We start from the raw sequence: 15,835 nt of genomic DNA on the forward strand, positions 1-15,835 counted from the left end.
CGAGAGCATATCTAAAGCTTGGCGAGCAGGTCTTCCGACGACAGGTCGGTCGGATCGACATGGCCTTCGGGATCGGGATGGATCAGGATCTCCACGCCCGGAAATTCCTTTGCCAGGATCGCCTCGACCTCGTCCATTACCACATGGGCTTCGGCAATCGTCATGTGGGGATCGACCGCCAGGTGGAACTGCACGAAATCGCGATCCCCTGAAGTGCGGGTGCGCAGATCGTGCAGGCCCTTGATCTCCGGATGGCGCGCCACTGCCTCAAGGAATGATGCCTTGCGTTCATCCGGCCATTCATGGTCCATCAGCTGGTCAACGGCTTGCTGCGAAGCACCCCAGGCCCCCCAGCCGAGCCACAAGGCGATGGCGAGGCCGAAGAACGGATCGGCTCCCGCGATCCCCGCATACTGATCAAGCGCCAGCGCGGCGATCACCGCGAGGTTGAGCAGCAGGTCGGACTGGTAGTGGACATGATCGGTGCTGATCGCGAGGCTGCCGGTCTTGCGGATCACGTGACGCTGCCAAGCCAGAAGCGCAAAGGTGGCAGCCATCGCAATCAGCGAAACGGCGATCCCGCCCTCCGCCCCTTGCGGCCGGGTTCCCGCGATCCACTGCTCCACTGCGCGGAACGCCAGGCTGAGCGCCGAGATCGAGATCAGCACGACCTGGAACATCGCCGCCAGCGCCTCGGCCTTGCCGTGGCCGAAGCGGTGATTCTCGTCATCGGGCTGGGCCGCAACCCAGACCCCGGCCAGGGTGGCGAGACTGGCGACGAGATCGAGCACCGTATCGGCCAGGCTGCCGAGCATGGCGGTCGACCCGGTCGCAAAGACCGCCCAGACCTTGAGCCCGACCAGCAATAGCGCGACTGCGATCGAAGCCAGCGCGGCGCTGCGATTGAGACTGGCGCTGGTACTCATGGATAAAGCAGCGCGCTGGTCCAGCCGCCATCGGCCGCGCGCTCGAACCGGCGGCGCTCATGCAGACGGAAGGGGCGATCCATCCAGAATTCGAAGGCGCTGGGGGTCAGGCAGAACCCAGTCCAATGCGGCGGCCGCGGGACCTGGCCGACAAGATGCCGGGCAGTTGTTTTGGCGATCCGGGCGAGGAATTCGCCGCGCGAGGCGAGCGGTGCCGACTGGTCCGAAGCATGGGCACCCAGCTGCGAATCGCGGCTGCGGCTGGCGAAATAGGCATCGGCCATCGCGTCCGGCACCTGGGCGATCGTGCCTTCGATGCGGATCTGGCGGCGCAGCGACTTCCAGTGAAACAGCATCGCCGCCTGCGGATTGGCCAGCAGTTCCCCGCCCTTGCGGCTGTGGCTGTTGGTGTAAAACACGAAGCCGCCCTGCGGACTGAGCAGGTCCGGTCCATGATCCTTCATCAGCACCATTCGGACCGACGGAAAGGCTTCGGCAGTGGCTGTTGCCAGCGCCACCGCCTCGGGATCGTTGGGTTCGCTCTTGCGCGCCTCGGCGAACCATTCGTCGAACAGCGTAAAGGGTGCAGAATCTGGGATCGCGTTGCTGGCCTGAGCTTCATCCATGCCCCCGCGCATAGCGGCCCGGCCGCGCCGAAGGAAGCGCAACCGTCTCGCAACAAGCGGCGAAACCTTGCCCTATGGGCATAACACACCTAGCTAAGCGCCATGGCCGATCCCTATTCGATCCTCGGTGTGGCGCGCGGCGCGAGCGAGAAGGACATCAAGTCCGCCTATCGCAAGCTGGCGAAGGAACTCCACCCGGACCGCAACAAGGACAATCCAAAGGCTTCGGAACGCTTCTCCGAAGTCACCCGCGCCTATGACCTGCTGTCCGACAAGGACAAGCGCGCCCGGTTTGACCGCGGCGAGATCGATATCGACGGCAATCCCAGCATGGGCTTCGGCTATGGCGGTGGCGGCGGCCCGGGAGGCGGGTTCGGCGGGCGCGACCAGCGGGGGTTCCGGGCCGATGGCTTCGAAGGCTTCGGCGGGGCCGAGGGAATCGATCTTGGCGATATCTTTGATGGGCTGTTCGGCGGCCGGGGCGGAATGGGCGGGGGCTTTGGCGGCGGCCAGCAGCGTCGCGGCCCGGCACCGAAGGGCGCCAATGTACAGTACAAGCTCGGCGTATCGCTGCCCGACGCGGCAATGCAGGCGACCCAGCGGATCACCCTGGCCGACGGCAAGACGATCGATCTGAAGCTGCCTGCAGGGGTTGAAGACGGCACCCAGATGCGCCTTGCCGGCAAAGGTGAGCCCGGCCCGGGCGGCAACGGCGATGCGATCGTGGTGATCCACCTGCAGCCGCATCCGTTCTTTCGCCGCGATGGCGACAATCTGCGGCTCGACCTTCCGATCAGCCTCGATGAGGCAGTGAACGGGGCCAAAGTCAAAGTGCCGACGCCTGAGGGCGCGGTGATGCTGACTGTCGCGCCGGGGACCAGCTCGGGCAAGACCCTGCGTCTCAAGGGCAAGGGCTTCAGCCGCAAGGACGGAGCCCGCGGCGACCAGCTGGTGACAATCGAGGTGCAGCTGCCGGAAAGTGACGACGACCTCGCCCGGCGGCTCGACGGCTGGCGCGATCCACGCAACCTGCGCGCCCGGCTGGGCGTCTGAGGTCGGACGGCAAGCGTGGAGGAGCGAGCACCGGACGATGCGCATCTGCCGCCGTTGGCAATGCCCGACCTGTCGCCAGAAGCGCGCCGGAAACGGGCCCGCGATCACCTTAAAGAGGCTTACGACGAACATGTCGGGCCGCAGGGCCGGTTCTGGAACTCGCGCCCGTTCAGGGTCCTCGCGCGGGTTTGGACCGGGGCCTATCACGATGGCTTCATCCACGCCGGGAACCTCGCCTATATGGCGATCCTGGCGCTTTTCCCGTTCTTCGTCACGGTCGGCGCGGTGTTCAGCCTGATTGGCGAGCAAGCCCAACGCGAAGCTTCGGTCCATGCTTTCCTCAAGGCCATGCCGCCAATCGTCGCGACTGCACTGGAGCCGGTCGCGATGGACGTGATCGTGGCCCGCAGCGGCTGGCTGCTGTGGATTGGCGGGCTGGTCGGGCTGTGGACCGTCGGCAGTCTGATCGAGACTATTCGCGATATCCTGCGCCGCGCCTATGGCACACGTGAAACCTATGCCTATTGGCGCTACCGCCTGATTTCCACCGGGGTGATCGTGGTCGCGGTGGTGGCTTTGCTGTTCAGCCTGATCGTGCAGGTCGCGATCGGGGCGACGCAAGAAGTGATTCAGGCAGGGTATCCCCGCTTTGCCGACTGGATTGGCACCCTTGGCACTTCGCGGCTTGCTCCGGCGCTGGTGATTTATGCGGCGCTCTATTTTCTGTTCTTCACGCTCACTCCAAGCGCCTATCGCAAGCGCCGCTATCCCAAGTGGCCCGGCGCGCTGCTGGTAACCGTGTGGTGGGCGGCGGTCAGCGCGGCCTTGCCGGCGCTGCTTCACCGCTTTTTCACCTATGACCTCACCTATGGCAGCCTGGCCGGGGTGATGATCGCGCTTTTCTTTTTCTGGCTGGTTGGCTTAGGACTGGTAGTAGGTGCTGAACTGAATGCCGCATTGGCCGAGAGTCCCGAAGAACAGGATCTGCTTGGCCGCTGGCGGGAAGAACACCGGCAAAAGAAGTCCGCCGCAAATACCGATGACGGGGTGAACGCATGACAGGATTGATGAAGGGGAAACGCGGGCTGATCATGGGCCTGGCGAACGACAAGTCGCTGGCCTGGGGGATCGCCCAGAAACTGCACGAGGCCGGCGCTGAGCTGGCCTTTTCCTATCAGGGTGAAGCGCTGGAAAAACGCGTGCGACCACTCGCAGCCAGCCTGGGCAGCGATTTCCTGATCGATTGCGACGTTTCCGATATGGCTGCGCTCGACACTGCCTTTGCGACACTTGCTGCGCGCTGGCCGACCATCGACTTCGTCGTTCACGCGATCGGCTTCTCCGACAAGAACGAATTGCGCGGCAGGTATTATGATACCAGTCTCGATAACTTCCTGATGACAATGAACATTTCCGCCTATTCCTTGGTCGCTGTAACCAAACGGGCCAAGGAGATGATGCCGATTGGCGGGTCGATCCTGACGCTCAGCTACTACGGCGCAGAAAAGGTCGTGCCGCATTACAACGTGATGGGTGTGGCCAAGGCGGCGCTGGAAACCAGCGTCAAATATCTCGCCAACGACCTCGGGCCCGAAAATATCCGGGTAAACGCAATCTCGGCCGGCCCGATCCGCACTCTGGCGGCCAGCGGGATCGGCGATTTCCGCTACATCCTGAAATGGAACGAGCTCAATTCGCCACTGCGCCGCAATGTGACGATTGAAGATGTCGGCGGATCGGCGCTGTACCTGCTGTCTGACCTGTCATCGGGCGTGACCGGCGAGACGCATCATGTCGATGCCGGTTACCACCTGATCGGAATGAAGCAGGAAGACGCGCCGGATATCGCGCTTAGCTGACCTATTTGGGCGGGACGGGGGCTGCCGCGGCAGCCTCTTCCTCGGCCTTGCGCCGGTCTTCCATCTGCTTTTCGACCTCTTCGACCCGCGACTGGGTATCGGCGGCATCGGCGTCGATCGTCGACAGGCGCTTGGCCCGTTCCTCGGCGATCAACTGGCCGAACTTGATGTTGGGATCGGTCGCCTTCTCGCCGGCTGCCTGCTTGAGCATCTGCCCGGTGCAGCCGGTCCAGCCGCCCGCGCCGACCGGCGAGCAACTCATCGTGCCGGCGCGGCCGACCGTTTCATAAGCGATGACCTTGTTGTTCCAGGCTTCGTTCGACGGGCTGGAACTGGTCCGCAGCGGCTCTGGAATGCGAAAGCGCTCGGCCTCGGCCTTGCGGGCGCAGACGGTGATCGTGTCGCCGCCGGATTCGGGGCATTTGTCATCGCCATAGATGATCACCATGTTCATCTTCGGCTCGGGCGCGGCATCCTGCGCGATAGCCGGGGCGGCGAGCGCGAGGCCAAGTGCAATGGGCAGGGCAGCGATCAGCGGACGCATGGTGAAACTCCTGTTGATGACCCCGATATAGAGGCCCTTGGCACTGAATGACAGATGAAGCGGCAGCGCGCTTTGCTGTGCATCAAAACCGCAGTGTCAGATCCGTTCGGCAAGCCGGATTGCAACACGGCAGCCGAGCCGGATCGCGCCTGACAGCAGCGGATAGGCCGGGGCCTGCTCGGCCCCTGCCGCCAGCGCCGCGTCACGGTGCGCGCGCTCGTCCTCGCGAAACTCTTCGATCAGCCCGGACAGTTCGGGATCGTCTTCGCCCAGTTCCTCAAGCTGCTGGGTATAGTGGCGGTCGATCTCGGTTTCGACCGCGGCGGTGCAGGCCATGGCCGCCTTGGGCCCGATCAGCGCAGTTGCCGCGCCCAGGGCAAAGCCGGCAAGATCCCAGAACGGCTGCAGCGCCGTGGGGCGGACTCCGCGTTCGGCCAGCAAGGCATCGAACTTTCGCCGGTGCGCGGCTTCCTGCTCGGCCATGTGCTGGATTTCCGACGAGATTTCGGTCCGGTCACCCAGTACGGCCAGCTGCCCTGCATAGATCCGGGTCGCGCCATATTCACCGGCCTGATCGACCCGCAGCATCCGAGCGGTGCGATTGCTCATTCCGTCACGCTCCCTTGCGCAGGCCGGCAAGGCCCACCAGCGCCAACGGGACGGAGATCAGAAAGTTCCAGCCGGCCAGCGAAATCCCCAGCAGGCTCCACGGTGCGACGTCGCAACGGATCACCGGCGCATCGAGGATCGCATCGAGCGCATTGCCCGCGCCGGCCTTGACCCCGGTCGAGCAGGCGGTCAGCCCTTCCCACCAGCCATATTCGACCCCGGCGTGAAAGCCGCCGATCAGCCCGCCGGCCAAGATACCGAGCAGCGCCAGCGCGGTGACCAACCGGAGCGACGGGCGCAGCCAGCCCAGCACGGCAAACGGCAGAGCGGCGATCAGGGCATAGCGCTGCCACCAGCACATCTCGCACGGCGCGAGGCCGAAGCCGTACTGGCTGAGGTAGGCCCCACCCAAAAGTGCCAGCGGCACGCCCAGCGCGATCCGGTTGGGCAGCGAAGCCCGGCGCAATACTTCGGTCATCGCTGGCCTCAGCGCTTCTTGGCCATCGCCGGGGGAGCGGTGCGGCGCAGGGTCTGGATCGCGTAGTACAGCTGGAAGTCCTTGATCCCCTTGGTCTTGAGCTCTTCGGCGGTCATCTTGAAGCGCGGATCCTGCTGGCGGTCAGCCTCAAGCTTCTTGTCGTCCATCGCCACTTCGTTGACGAGGTGGCGGCGCAGGTCGCTTTCGCGGATCGACAGTTCGGCCCGGCGGCGCGCATCGGGATCGGACAGCTGCGGCACGGCGATGTCGGGCACGATCCCGCCTTCCTGAACCGACCGGCCGAGCGGGGTGTAGTAGCGCGCGGTGGTGATCTTGACCGCGTTGGTCCGGCTGTTGTCGAGGAAGAACAGCGACTGGACCGAACCCTTGCCAAAGCTGCGCTCGCCCATGATCACCGCGCGGCGCTGATCCTGCAGCGCCCCGGCGACGATTTCGGAGGCCGAGGCCGAGCCCGAATCGATAAGCACCACCACCGGCAGACCCTTGACGAGGTCGCCCGGGATCATGCTCTCGGCCTTGAAGTATTCATCATCACGGGTGTTGCGGCCGCGCTGCGAGACGATATCGCCCTTGGTCAGGAAGATATCGGAAAGCGCCACCGCCTCTTCCAGCGCCCCGCCCGGGTTCTGGCGCAGGTCGAGCACCAGACCGGCGAGCTTGCCGCCCGACTTGGCCTTGAGGTCGTCGATCGCCTTGGCGACATCGGTGCCGACATCGGCGCTGAATTCGTTGACCGAGATTACCCCGACCCCGTCGTTCAGCTCCCAAGTGACCGGCTCAAGCTTGATCACCCCGCGGGTGACCGTCACGTCGAACGGTTGGTCGCGCCCGGACCGGAACAGCGTCAGGCGGATCTTGGTTCCCGCTTCGCCGCGCATCTGCGCCACGGCATCGTCCAGTTCGCCGCCATAGATCAGCTTACCGTCGAGGTGCGTAATATAGTCGCCGGCCTTGACCCCGGCGGCCTCGGCCGGGCTGCCCTTCATCGGCGCGATCACCTTGACCGCCCCGTCATCCATCACCACCGACAGGCCCAGGCCCGAGTAGTTGCCGTCGATCATGGTATTGAGCCGCTGCATTGAGGCGCCCGAAAGATAGGACGAGTGCGGATCGAGCGAGGCCAGCATTCCGTCGATCGCGCCATCTTCCAGCTTGGTATCGTCGACCTTTTCGACATAGCGCAGCTTGACCAGCTGGTAGACCATCGAAAGCCGTTCGAACTGGCTCGACGAGCGGCCGTCGACCGCAGCCAGCCCGGCAGTGGTGGCGGGGATCAGCGCTACGGCCGAAACCAGCGCAGTGGCGCGGAGCAGGGAAGAAAGCTTCATCGGTCAGCGGGCCTTTTGCAATTGCAGATGCTTCTTATCGCGCGGCGCAGGTTAACGCCAGATGGCGGATTGGGCAGACATTCAGCGCCGCAGGAAGTCCAGCGGGTTGACCGGATTGCCGTCCTTGCGCAGCTCCAGCGTCAGCACCGGGCGTCCGGGCCCGGCCTGCCCGAGCGGCGATCCCGCCACCACCGAACGCCCAACCCGGGTATCGAGCAGGGCTAGCCCGGTGACCAGCGAGGTCCACCCGCCACCGTGTTCGATGATCACAATAGAGCCATAGCTTTGATAAGGCCCGGCAAAGACGATTCGTCCGGCTCCGGGCGAAACGACCTGGGCTCCGCCCCGCGCGGCAATCGAAATCCCGCGCGACTGGGCGCGACCGGCCCCGCCATCGCCGAACCCCGCGACCAGCCGCCCGCCGACCGGAAGCAGATACTGCGCCGGGGCATTGGTCGGCGCCGGAGCGGCCTCGGTTACGGTTGGGGCCGCGGCATTCTGCGGCTGACCGGGGCGCAGCAGCGGGCCGGGCAAGGCCGCCAGCTGATCGCGCAGACGCCCGGCCTTGTCGAGTTCGCCGACCAGCCCGGTCAGGTCGCGGGCCTGCTCGGCGAGAGCCAGTGCACGTTCCGCCTCGCGGTCGGCAAAGCCGCTGGCACTGCGCGAATCGAGCCGCTGACGGGCCTCGAGTGCGGCCAGTTGCTGACGGCGGCGATTGAGTTCGGTCTGACTGTTGCGCAAATCTGCGCTGGCCTGAACGGCCTCGGCCTCAAGCCGTTTGCCGCGCTCGATCGCGGCTCGCAGGCCGGCGGTGCGGCGCGCGACTTCGGGCAACATCGTTTCCAGCACCGCCCGCAGATAGACCGCGTCCTGCAGCGATCCCGGGCGCAGCAACGAGAACACCGCGGGTCGGCGTGATAGCCGCTGCAGCGCGGCGGTCAGCTCGACCAGCGGACGCTGGCGCTGGGCCAGTTCGGCGCGCAGCACCTGGCGCTGCTGGCCGATCAGCCGGATCTTGGCTTCATTGGCAGCGATCTGGGCCTCGGCCTCCTGTACGCGGGCGGCCAGAGCGGCGCTTTCCTGCGCGGTCTTGTCCGCAGCGGCGCTGGCGGTTGCAGCCTTGGTTTCCAGCGCTTCGGCGCGGGTCCGGGCGTCCTTGCCCTGGGCCTCGGCATTGTTCAGCGCTTGCTGGGCATCTTCGGTGCTTTCATAGACCTCAAGCCGGTTCTGCGCCGACGAACCATGGATCCCGGCAGCCAAGGCCAGGACGGCAAGAGCAGACAGGGCAAAGCGGCGGCGCATCGCGGCACTTATCCCGAACGATGATAGGGATGGCCAGCAAGAATGCTGGTTGCGCGCCACAATTGTTCGGCCAGCATCGCCCGGACCATCAGGTGCGGCCAGGTCATCGCCCCGAAGCCAAGCAGCAGGTCGGCCTTGGCGCGCGCCTCTTCCCCATGCCCGTCAGCCGCGCCAATCAGGAACCGCGCTTCGCGCACGCCATCATCGCGCCAGCGCCCGAGCAGCGCGGCGAATTCTTCCGAAGACATCTGCTTGCCATGTTCGTCGAGCAGCACCTCTCGTGCTTGGCTTTGCGGCGCTGGCAATGTCCCGCCGACATCCGGCAATTCGGTCAGCTTGATCGGCCAGGTCACGCGCTTCAGATAGCGCGCCATCAGGTCGGCCTCAGGCGAGCGGCCAATCTTGCCGCGCGCGATGACGTGCAGCAGCATCGCGGTGGCTCAGGCGGTGCCCGAGTCCCCGAATGCCCACATCCGTTCCAGATTGTAGAAACTGCGTACTTCGGGCCGGAACAGGTGAACCACAACGTCACCGGCATCGATCAGGACCCAGTCTGCCGCAGGCAGGCCTTCGATCCGGGCATGGCCGAACCCGCCGTGCTTGATCCGCTCGGCGAGCTTTTGCGCCATGGCGGCGACTTGGCGGGTCGAACGACCCGAGGCGATCACCATATGATCGGCGATCGAGCTCTTGCCTTCGAGCGGAATGGAAACCAGCTCTTGCGCCTGGTCGTCGTCAAGCGACTTGAGCACCAGTTCGTGGAGCGAACCCGGCTCTGACGGAGGGAGCGGGGCGGGGGTGCCGGCGGCAGCGGCCGGGGCAGGTTGGGCAGATGTCATGTAAGCGGGAACCGCTCCTCAATAAGGGCTTCGCAGGGGATCATGCGATGTCGGGATCGACCGGATGGTGCGTCAATGGATCCCGCAGGCGCTTGCCGGAAAACCGGTTGGCCCATTCTGGATCGGCACGGCGAATAGCAGTCGCCGAGCGCGGATCGGGATCGAATCGCAATTGTATCAGCGCGGGTGCGCTCCATCCTGCCCGGTGCTTCAGACTGGCTGCGGACCGCCGGTATCGGCCGAGCCAGGCCCGAGCGGGGCTCGCCTGGGCAGCGCCATCATAGCCCGGACGGGCGATAACCGCAATCGGCATGGCACGGGCGATCGAACGCCAGTCTTTCCAGTGGTTGAATTGGGCCAGATTGTCGCTTCCCATAAGCCAGACGAAGCGGTGTCTGGGATAGCGCGCCTGCAGTTTGCGCAAGGTATCGACGGTATAGCGCGTACCCAGTTCGCGCTCGATCTGCGTCGGCAGGATCGGCACGCCGCGCGCGGCCCGGATCGCCGATCCAAGCCGCGCAGCCAGCGGGGCCATGCCGGCCTTGGGCTTGAGCGGATTGCCCGGCGAAACCAGCCACCAGACCGCATCGAGGCCAAGAGCTTTGCGCGCGAACAGGCTGATCCGGCGGTGCCCGCCATGCGCGGGGTTGAAGCTCCCGCCCAGAAGCCCGATGCGCTTCATTGGCTGTCGCGACAAAGGCGACAGGTCCCTGGCCGGCCCGGGTTCATGGCAATGAACCTCGCCATCACGGCCGGATCTGACCTGTTCCGCGGACCAGCCATTTGTAGGTGGTCAGCCCTTCAAGCGCGACCGGGCCGCGGGCGTGCAGCCGCCCGGTGGCAATGCCGATTTCCGCGCCAAGCCCGAATTCGCCGCCATCGGCGAACTGGGTGCTGGCATTGGCCATGACGATCGCGCTGTCGACTTCGGACAGGAACCGCTCGACCGCCGTTTCATCCTCGGAAACAATCGCTTCGGTGTGCTGCGAGCCATGCGCGGCGATATGGGCCAGCGCGGCATCCAGACCATCGACCACGGCAACGGACAGGACCGAATCGAGGTATTCGGTATCCCAGTCCTCCGCACTGGCGGGGCCGATCCGCGGATCGAGCGCCCGGGCTCGGGCATCCCCGCGCAGCTCGCAGCCCGAATCGAGCAGCGCCGCCACCACGGCCGGCGCAGCCGGGAACTGCGCATCAAGCAGCAGCGTCTCCATTGCCCCGCAAACCCCGGTACGGCGTAGCTTGGCGTTGATCGCGATTTGGATCGCCTTGGCCGGGTCGGCGGCGGCGTGAATATAGGTATGGTTGATCCCGTCGAGGTGCGCCAGCACCGGAACTCGCGCATCGGCCTGAACCCGCGCCACCAGGCTCTTGCCGCCGCGCGGGACGATCATGTCGATCAGCCCCGCCGCGGTGAGCATCGCGCCGACTGCCGCGCGGTCCTGGGTCGGGACCAGTTGCACTGCCGCTGCGGGTATGCCCGCGGCGGTCAGCCCGCGGACCAGCGCGGCATGGATCGCCCGGTTCGAACGCACCGCCTCGCTGCCGCCGCGCAGCAGCACGGCATTGCCCGAGGCGACGCACAGCGCTGCAGCATCCGCCGTCACGTTGGGCCGGCTTTCGTAGATGATCCCGATCAGCCCGACCGGCACTCGCACCCGGCTCAGCACCAGCCCGTTGGGGCGGGTGCTGCGCTCGATCTCCTGCCCCACCGGATCGGCAAGATCGGCAACATTTTCAACCGCATCGGCAATCGCGGCAAGCCGCCAGGAATCGAGCATCAGCCGGTCGAGCATGGCCGGGGAAAGGCCGCTAGCCTCGCCCGCAGCAAGGTCCTCGGCATTGGCGGCAAGCACTTCGGCTTCAGCCTTTCGTAACGCGGCCGCAGCGACGCGCAGCGCCTGCGCCTTGGCGTCATGGCTCATTCGTCCGAGCGCGCGCTGCGCCTCTCGGCCGGCCCTTGCCAGCTGGGCAATCAGGTCATCGGGAGGCAGGAGCTTCGACATGGCAGGCGCCTAACATCCCGGCCCGCGCTTGTCACCGCTTCAGCGACTTTCACAAATGTCAGCAACAAAAACGATTCGTCGCGTCAGCACTTCGATTCGGCGAGTCCGGCCACCTGCGGATTCGCCACCGCATTAACCCTCTGCTAGCGCGCGGCCTATAACAACTGGGTAGGGACTCGGGGTCGTCTTGCAAAATCTTTCCGTCGGCGGATTCAAGGACCGCCTGCGGACCTGGTTTCCGGATCGCGAGTTCTTCATGCGGTCCGAAGGACAGGTCCGTTTTATCAAGGTTTCTTCGCGGGTTCAGATGACCGCGGCCGGCGTGGTTGCCGCGCTGCTGCTGTTCTGGATTCTGTCGATGGCCGGGATGGCCGCATCCAGCTATTTGGCGAATCGCGACCGCGATTCGCTGCTCGATCGCGAGGCCAAAGTCGCCAGCTCCGAATCGCGGCTCAAGGCCTATGGCGACGACATCGGCAAGGTGGCCGACGATCTGAAACGCCGTCAGGATTTCATCGACAAGGTAACCCAGGCCCATATCGGTGACCTTCCCAAGGACGAGCAAGTCGGCGAAACCGTTTCCAACAGCCAGACCGAAGCATCGGCCACGGTCAAGAAGGTCAGCCTGTTCCTGCCCGAAGCGGCCGCCTTGGCCGAGATCGAGGCCCGGCAGCTGGCTTTCATCGAAGGGCTGACCCGGCTGGCCGATCGCCGCTCGGCCGCAGCCGAAGCCAAACTGGTCCGGCTGGGCCTCAATCCGCAGGCAATGCTCGCCTCACTCGACGACAAGAGCGCGCAGGGTGGTCCCCTGATCATGCTGGCCACTGCCGCCGATGGTTCGATCGACCCGCGCTTCCAGCGTTTCGGCCTCAGCCTGGCAAGGATGGAAGCGCTGGAACGGTCGGTCGCCGCTTTGCCGCAGGCGCTGCCGGCCAGCCTCGAATATATCTCATCGGGCTTCGGCTATCGCGCCGATCCATTTACCGGCGGGGCCGATTTCCATCCCGGGCTCGATTTCAAGGGTCCGATGGGCGCGCCGATCTATGCCGCCGCGCGCGGCACGGTCAGCTTCGTTGGGCAGCGCTCGGGCTATGGCAATGTGGTCGAGATCGATCACGGCAACGGCCTGATCACCCGCTATGCCCACATGTCGGGCTTCCGCACTGTGGTCGGCAAGCCGGTCATGCCGGGTGAACTGATCGGCCTGATCGGCAGCACCGGCCGCTCGACCGGGCCGCACCTGCACTTCGAGGTCCGGATCAACGACCGGCCGGTCAATCCCCGCCCCTTCCTGGAGGCTGTTCCCAATGTTTTCCAAAAAGCCGGCGGCGACGCCGCACAGCCCAGGCGGTAGAGCGATGGCCAATTCGACCTTCTCGGTGTTCGGTGCCGACATCCGCATCAAGGGCGATGTCAAGGCATCGGCCGATCTTCACGTCGACGGCCGGGTTGAGGGCGACGTTTCCTGCACCTCGCTGGTCCAGGGCGAGAGCGGCGAGATCGTCGGCGGCGTGACGGCGGAAAGCGCCCGTCTGTCGGGCACAGTGCGCGGTACGATCTCGGTACGCGATCTGGTGGTTTTGAAAACCGCGCGGATCCACGGCGACGTCAACTATGATTCGCTGACGATCGAACAGGGCGCCCAGGTCGACGGCCGATTCGCGCCGCGCGCGGTGGGCGAGGAAAGCGCGGTTGTCGCGCTGGCGGCGAGCTAGACCTCTTTCGCCAGTTCTTCACGCAAGGCCTTGCGATCGAGCTTGCCGATCATCGTCTTGGGCAGGCTTTCGCGCACCACCACCGAATCGACCCGTTCGTGCTTGCCGATCCGGGCATTGAGCCAGTCGCGCAGCGCCGGGCCATCGACCCCGGCACCATCGCGCAATGTCACATAGGCGCGCGGCACTTCGCCGAGCCGCTCTTCGGGCACGCCGATCACCAGCACTTCCTTTACCCCCGGATGCTCTTCCAGCACGGCCTCAACCTGGCTGGGGAAGACCTTGAAGCCGCCGACCGCGATCATGTCCTTGATCCGGTCGACGATCGAAATGTAGCCCTGCGGGTCGATCGTCGCGACATCGCCGGTGCGCAGCCAGGGCCCGTCATCACGCTGGGCAAAGGCGCCGGCGGCTGCATCGGGGCGCTGCCAATAGCCTTGCATCACCTGCGGGCCTTGGATCGCCAGTTCGCCGGGCTCGCCCCGCGCGGCATCGCGGGTGGGGTCTTCGCGGTCCAGCAGGCGGACCCGGGTGGCGGCCAGCGGCTGGCCGATCGTTCCGGGCCGCTCCTCACCTTCATAGGGATTGCACGAGACCACGCCCGAGGTTTCGGTCAGGCCATAGCCTTCAACTAGCCGGGCACCGCTCAACGCCTCGAAACGCTGCTTGAGCGGCAGCGGCAGCGGCGCCCCGCCCGAAATGCAGACCCTGAGCGAGGAAAAATCGGTCTTGGCTGCGCGCGGATGATCGAGCAGCGCCTGGTACATCGTCGGCACGCCGGGGAAAGCCGTAGCGCGGACCCGCTCCAGCGTCTTCAGGGCCTGACCAGCGTCAAAGCGCGGCAGCATCGCGATGCAGCCGCCGTTGATCACCGTCCGATTCAGCACCGAGACATTGGCGAAGACGTGGAACAGCGGCAGCACCCCGACGATCACATCGCGCTTACCGGCCTGCGGATCGAGAGCGTTGACCTGGCGGGCATTGGCGGTGATGTTCTGGTGAGTCAGCATCGCTCCCTTGGGCGTGCCGGTTGTGCCGCCGGTATATTGCAGCAAGGCCAGATCGGTTTCGGGATCGATCTCTACCGGGGCCGGAACTCCCTTGGCCAGGACCGCCTCCCAGTGCAGCACTCCGGACTGGACCGGGATCGCCGTGATCGCCTTGCGGCCCAGCACGGCCAGCAGGAGCCGCTTGGTCAGCGGCAGCATCGCGCCCAGCGAGCCGACCACCAGCGTTTCAAGCGAAGAGCTGCGCTGCACTTCAAGCGCGGTCGGCAGCAGTGCGGCGGAATTGAGCGTCACCAGCAGCCGGGTGCCCGAGTCCGCAACCTGCGCGGCCAGTTCCTGGGCGGTGTAGAGCGGGCTGAAATTGACCAGCGTGGCCCCGGCCATGGCCGCGCCAAAATAGGCCGAAACATAGATCGGAACGTTGGGCAGATAGAGCCCGACCCGGTCACCCTTGCCGATCTCCAGCTGTTGCAGCCCCTTGGCGAAAGCCGCAGCCTCGGCATGCAGTTCGGCGAAGCGATAGCGCCGCCCCAGAAAATCGACCAGCGGCCGCCCGGGATATTTGGCCGCAGCCTCGCCGAACATCTCGGCCAGGGTCAGCGGCGGCAGTGCCAGCTCCCAGGATCCGGGATGCGCGAAGTGTTCGCGCCAGGGTTCCGCGTCGGTCTTATTGACAGCCATGTCAGCGACATAGGCCTTTGCAGGGCAAAAGCCTAGCGGTCAGGCGAAATTACTCTTCGCCCGCCGCTTCGGCCGCGCGCTTTGCTTCAAGCCAGGCGGCGGCTTCGGCTTCCTGTGCGGCTTCGCTGGCGGCCTTGGCCTGAACTTCGCGTTCGGCGCGCAGCTCCTCGATCAGCGAGGCGCGGTCATCGCCCAGCCGGGCATCATCGCCGGCCTGATCGATCAGACCAGCCTTCTTGGCGGCCTTGGCGACGATTGCATCAAGCTCGCGCTGGCTGCACAGGCCCAGGGTCACCGGGTCCTTCGCCTGGATGTTGGCGATGTTCCAGTGGCTGCGATCGCGGATCGCGGCGATGGTGTTACGGGTGGTGCCGATCAGCTTGCCGATCTGCGCGTCGGAGATTTCCGGATGGTTGCGCAGGATCCAGGCGATGCCATCGGGCTTGTCCTGGCGCTTCGACACCGGAGTATAGCGCGGGCCCTTGGTGCGGCTGACATTGACCGGCGCCTTCTGCATCACCAGCGCATAGCCGGAATCGTTCTGGCCCTTTTCGATTTCAGCCATGGTCAGCTCGCCCGAGCGGACCGGATCGCGTCCGGTGTACTTCGAGCTGGCCAGATCATCGGCCATGGCCTGGACCTCAAGAATGTGCAGGCCGCAGAAATCGGCGATCTGTTCGAAGCTCAGCGCAGTATTGTCGACCAGCCACGAAGCGGTGGCATGCGGCATCAGCGGGGTCGGCTTGGTCACGGGGTTTTCTCCGGCTCTAAATAGAAGGGCCGCCCCTTTCGGAGCGGCCATTTGTCGCGCATCTAGGCGCAATTCGCACCTCAGGCA

18 protein-coding genes are annotated in these 15,835 nt (G+C 65.5%); 5 read left to right on the forward strand and 13 right to left on the reverse strand.

Features of this window, described 5'->3' with window-relative positions:
* Nucleotides 1-11: 11 nt before the first annotated feature.
* Nucleotides 12-926 carry a cation diffusion facilitator family transporter gene (locus tag B2V17_RS01065; protein ID WP_292994278.1) on the reverse strand — a complete coding sequence of 305 codons (915 nt, stop codon included), beginning with the start codon at nucleotides 924-926 and terminating at the stop codon, nucleotides 12-14.
* Nucleotides 923-1,552, reverse strand: coding sequence for a pyridoxamine 5'-phosphate oxidase (gene pdxH / locus B2V17_RS01070; RefSeq protein WP_292994280.1), 630 nt, complete (start codon nucleotides 1,550-1,552; stop codon nucleotides 923-925). The genes B2V17_RS01065 and pdxH overlap by 4 nt, the downstream gene beginning before the upstream one ends.
* A 102-nt stretch (nucleotides 1,553-1,654) precedes the next feature.
* Here pdxH and B2V17_RS01075 point away from each other — a divergent pair, with 102 nt between their 5' ends.
* Genes B2V17_RS01075 through fabI form a run of 3 tightly spaced genes read left to right on the forward strand, consistent with a single transcriptional unit; the run spans nucleotide 1,655 to nucleotide 4,464 of the window.
* Nucleotides 1,655-2,605, forward strand: coding sequence for a DnaJ C-terminal domain-containing protein (locus B2V17_RS01075; protein ID WP_292994282.1), 951 nt, complete (start codon nucleotides 1,655-1,657; stop codon nucleotides 2,603-2,605).
* Nucleotides 2,606-2,620: 15 nt separating this feature from the next.
* A complete protein-coding gene (locus B2V17_RS01080) occupies nucleotides 2,621-3,664 on the forward strand; it encodes a YihY/virulence factor BrkB family protein (protein WP_292994284.1) in 1,044 nt (347 codons plus the stop codon).
* Nucleotides 3,661-4,464 carry an enoyl-ACP reductase FabI gene (fabI, locus tag B2V17_RS01085; protein ID WP_292994286.1) on the forward strand — a complete coding sequence of 268 codons (804 nt, stop codon included), beginning with the start codon at nucleotides 3,661-3,663 and terminating at the stop codon, nucleotides 4,462-4,464. Before B2V17_RS01080 ends, fabI begins: the two co-directional genes overlap by 4 nt.
* Before the next feature lies 1 nt (nucleotide 4,465).
* Here the strand turns inward: fabI and B2V17_RS01090 are convergent, their stop codons facing one another.
* The 9 genes from B2V17_RS01090 to B2V17_RS01130 all read right to left on the reverse strand — a co-directional run bounded on the left by B2V17_RS01090 (nucleotide 4,466) and on the right by B2V17_RS01130 (nucleotide 11,594).
* On the reverse strand, nucleotides 4,466-5,008 hold the full coding sequence (locus B2V17_RS01090) for a hypothetical protein (protein ID WP_292994288.1): 543 nt from the start codon (nucleotides 5,006-5,008) through the stop codon (nucleotides 4,466-4,468).
* A gap of 96 nt (nucleotides 5,009-5,104) precedes the next feature.
* Nucleotides 5,105-5,617 carry a demethoxyubiquinone hydroxylase family protein gene (locus B2V17_RS01095; protein ID WP_292994290.1) on the reverse strand — a complete coding sequence of 171 codons (513 nt, stop codon included), beginning with the start codon at nucleotides 5,615-5,617 and terminating at the stop codon, nucleotides 5,105-5,107.
* A gap of 4 nt (nucleotides 5,618-5,621) precedes the next feature.
* On the reverse strand, nucleotides 5,622-6,095 hold the full coding sequence (locus B2V17_RS01100; RefSeq protein WP_292994292.1) for a disulfide bond formation protein B: 474 nt from the start codon (nucleotides 6,093-6,095) through the stop codon (nucleotides 5,622-5,624).
* An 8-nt stretch (nucleotides 6,096-6,103) separates the two neighbouring features.
* Nucleotides 6,104-7,444 carry a S41 family peptidase gene (locus B2V17_RS01105; protein WP_292994294.1) on the reverse strand — a complete coding sequence of 447 codons (1,341 nt, stop codon included), beginning with the start codon at nucleotides 7,442-7,444 and terminating at the stop codon, nucleotides 6,104-6,106.
* An 81-nt stretch (nucleotides 7,445-7,525) separates the two neighbouring features.
* Nucleotides 7,526-8,746, reverse strand: coding sequence for a murein hydrolase activator EnvC family protein (locus tag B2V17_RS01110; protein WP_292994296.1), 1,221 nt, complete (start codon nucleotides 8,744-8,746; stop codon nucleotides 7,526-7,528).
* Nucleotides 8,747-8,754: 8 nt separating this feature from the next.
* Nucleotides 8,755-9,177: a 23S rRNA (pseudouridine(1915)-N(3))-methyltransferase RlmH gene (locus tag B2V17_RS01115; RefSeq protein WP_292994297.1), complete on the reverse strand. Its 423-nt coding sequence runs from the start codon at nucleotides 9,175-9,177 to the stop codon at nucleotides 8,755-8,757.
* A 9-nt stretch (nucleotides 9,178-9,186) separates the two neighbouring features.
* The gene (rsfS, locus tag B2V17_RS01120; protein WP_292994299.1) at nucleotides 9,187-9,585 is read right to left on the reverse strand and encodes a ribosome silencing factor; all 399 of its coding nucleotides are present in this window, start codon (nucleotides 9,583-9,585) and stop codon (nucleotides 9,187-9,189) included.
* 40 nt (nucleotides 9,586-9,625) lie between these two features.
* Nucleotides 9,626-10,267, reverse strand: a complete 642-nt coding sequence (locus tag B2V17_RS01125) for a nicotinate-nucleotide adenylyltransferase (RefSeq protein ID WP_292994301.1) — start codon at nucleotides 10,265-10,267, stop codon at nucleotides 9,626-9,628.
* A 64-nt stretch (nucleotides 10,268-10,331) separates the two neighbouring features.
* Complete coding sequence (locus B2V17_RS01130) at nucleotides 10,332-11,594, reverse strand: glutamate-5-semialdehyde dehydrogenase (protein ID WP_292994303.1); 1,263 nt, start codon at nucleotides 11,592-11,594, stop codon at nucleotides 10,332-10,334.
* 187 nt (nucleotides 11,595-11,781) lie between these two features.
* On the opposite strand from B2V17_RS01130, the gene B2V17_RS01135 reads away from it, so the two are divergent.
* Nucleotides 11,782-12,948 carry a M23 family metallopeptidase gene (locus B2V17_RS01135; protein WP_324474623.1) on the forward strand — a complete coding sequence of 389 codons (1,167 nt, stop codon included), beginning with the start codon at nucleotides 11,782-11,784 and terminating at the stop codon, nucleotides 12,946-12,948.
* 4 nt (nucleotides 12,949-12,952) lie between these two features.
* A complete protein-coding gene (locus B2V17_RS01140) occupies nucleotides 12,953-13,309 on the forward strand; it encodes a bactofilin family protein (RefSeq protein ID WP_292994305.1) in 357 nt (118 codons plus the stop codon).
* On the opposite strand, the gene B2V17_RS01145 is transcribed toward B2V17_RS01140, so the two are convergent.
* Both B2V17_RS01145 and B2V17_RS01150 read right to left on the reverse strand, forming a co-directional pair.
* Complete coding sequence (locus tag B2V17_RS01145) at nucleotides 13,306-14,997, reverse strand: AMP-binding protein (protein WP_292994307.1); 1,692 nt, start codon at nucleotides 14,995-14,997, stop codon at nucleotides 13,306-13,308. The two genes, B2V17_RS01140 and B2V17_RS01145, sit on opposite strands and share 4 nt — an antisense overlap.
* 49 nt (nucleotides 14,998-15,046) lie before the next feature.
* Nucleotides 15,047-15,748 carry a DUF1013 domain-containing protein gene (locus tag B2V17_RS01150; protein ID WP_292994309.1) on the reverse strand — a complete coding sequence of 234 codons (702 nt, stop codon included), beginning with the start codon at nucleotides 15,746-15,748 and terminating at the stop codon, nucleotides 15,047-15,049.
* Nucleotides 15,749-15,835 lie beyond the last annotated feature (87 nt).

Origin of the sequence: Novosphingobium sp. UBA6272, assembly GCF_002440635.1 — a bacterium.
GTDB lineage: Bacteria > Pseudomonadota > Alphaproteobacteria > Sphingomonadales > Sphingomonadaceae > Novosphingobium.

Coding starts and splice junctions, on each gene's coding strand:
- B2V17_RS01140 (WP_292994305.1), top strand. CDS start 12,953: ATGGCCAATTCGACCTTCTCGGTGTTCGGTGCCGACATCCGCATCAAG.
- pdxH (WP_292994280.1), bottom strand. CDS start 1,552: ATGGATGAAGCTCAGGCCAGCAACGCGATCCCAGATTCTGCACCCTTT.
- B2V17_RS01115 (WP_292994297.1), bottom strand. CDS start 9,177: ATGCTGCTGCACGTCATCGCGCGCGGCAAGATTGGCCGCTCGCCTGAG.
- B2V17_RS01105 (WP_292994294.1), bottom strand. CDS start 7,444: ATGAAGCTTTCTTCCCTGCTCCGCGCCACTGCGCTGGTTTCGGCCGTA.
- rsfS (WP_292994299.1), bottom strand. CDS start 9,585: ATGACATCTGCCCAACCTGCCCCGGCCGCTGCCGCCGGCACCCCCGCC.
- B2V17_RS01100 (WP_292994292.1), bottom strand. CDS start 6,095: ATGACCGAAGTATTGCGCCGGGCTTCGCTGCCCAACCGGATCGCGCTG.
- B2V17_RS01075 (WP_292994282.1), top strand. CDS start 1,655: ATGGCCGATCCCTATTCGATCCTCGGTGTGGCGCGCGGCGCGAGCGAG.
- B2V17_RS01090 (WP_292994288.1), bottom strand. CDS start 5,008: ATGCGTCCGCTGATCGCTGCCCTGCCCATTGCACTTGGCCTCGCGCTC.
- B2V17_RS01145 (WP_292994307.1), bottom strand. CDS start 14,997: ATGGCTGTCAATAAGACCGACGCGGAACCCTGGCGCGAACACTTCGCG.
- B2V17_RS01125 (WP_292994301.1), bottom strand. CDS start 10,267: ATGAAGCGCATCGGGCTTCTGGGCGGGAGCTTCAACCCCGCGCATGGC.
- B2V17_RS01065 (WP_292994278.1), bottom strand. CDS start 926: ATGAGTACCAGCGCCAGTCTCAATCGCAGCGCCGCGCTGGCTTCGATC.
- B2V17_RS01130 (WP_292994303.1), bottom strand. CDS start 11,594: ATGTCGAAGCTCCTGCCTCCCGATGACCTGATTGCCCAGCTGGCAAGG.
- fabI (WP_292994286.1), top strand. CDS start 3,661: ATGACAGGATTGATGAAGGGGAAACGCGGGCTGATCATGGGCCTGGCG.
- B2V17_RS01110 (WP_292994296.1), bottom strand. CDS start 8,746: ATGCGCCGCCGCTTTGCCCTGTCTGCTCTTGCCGTCCTGGCCTTGGCT.
- B2V17_RS01095 (WP_292994290.1), bottom strand. CDS start 5,617: ATGAGCAATCGCACCGCTCGGATGCTGCGGGTCGATCAGGCCGGTGAA.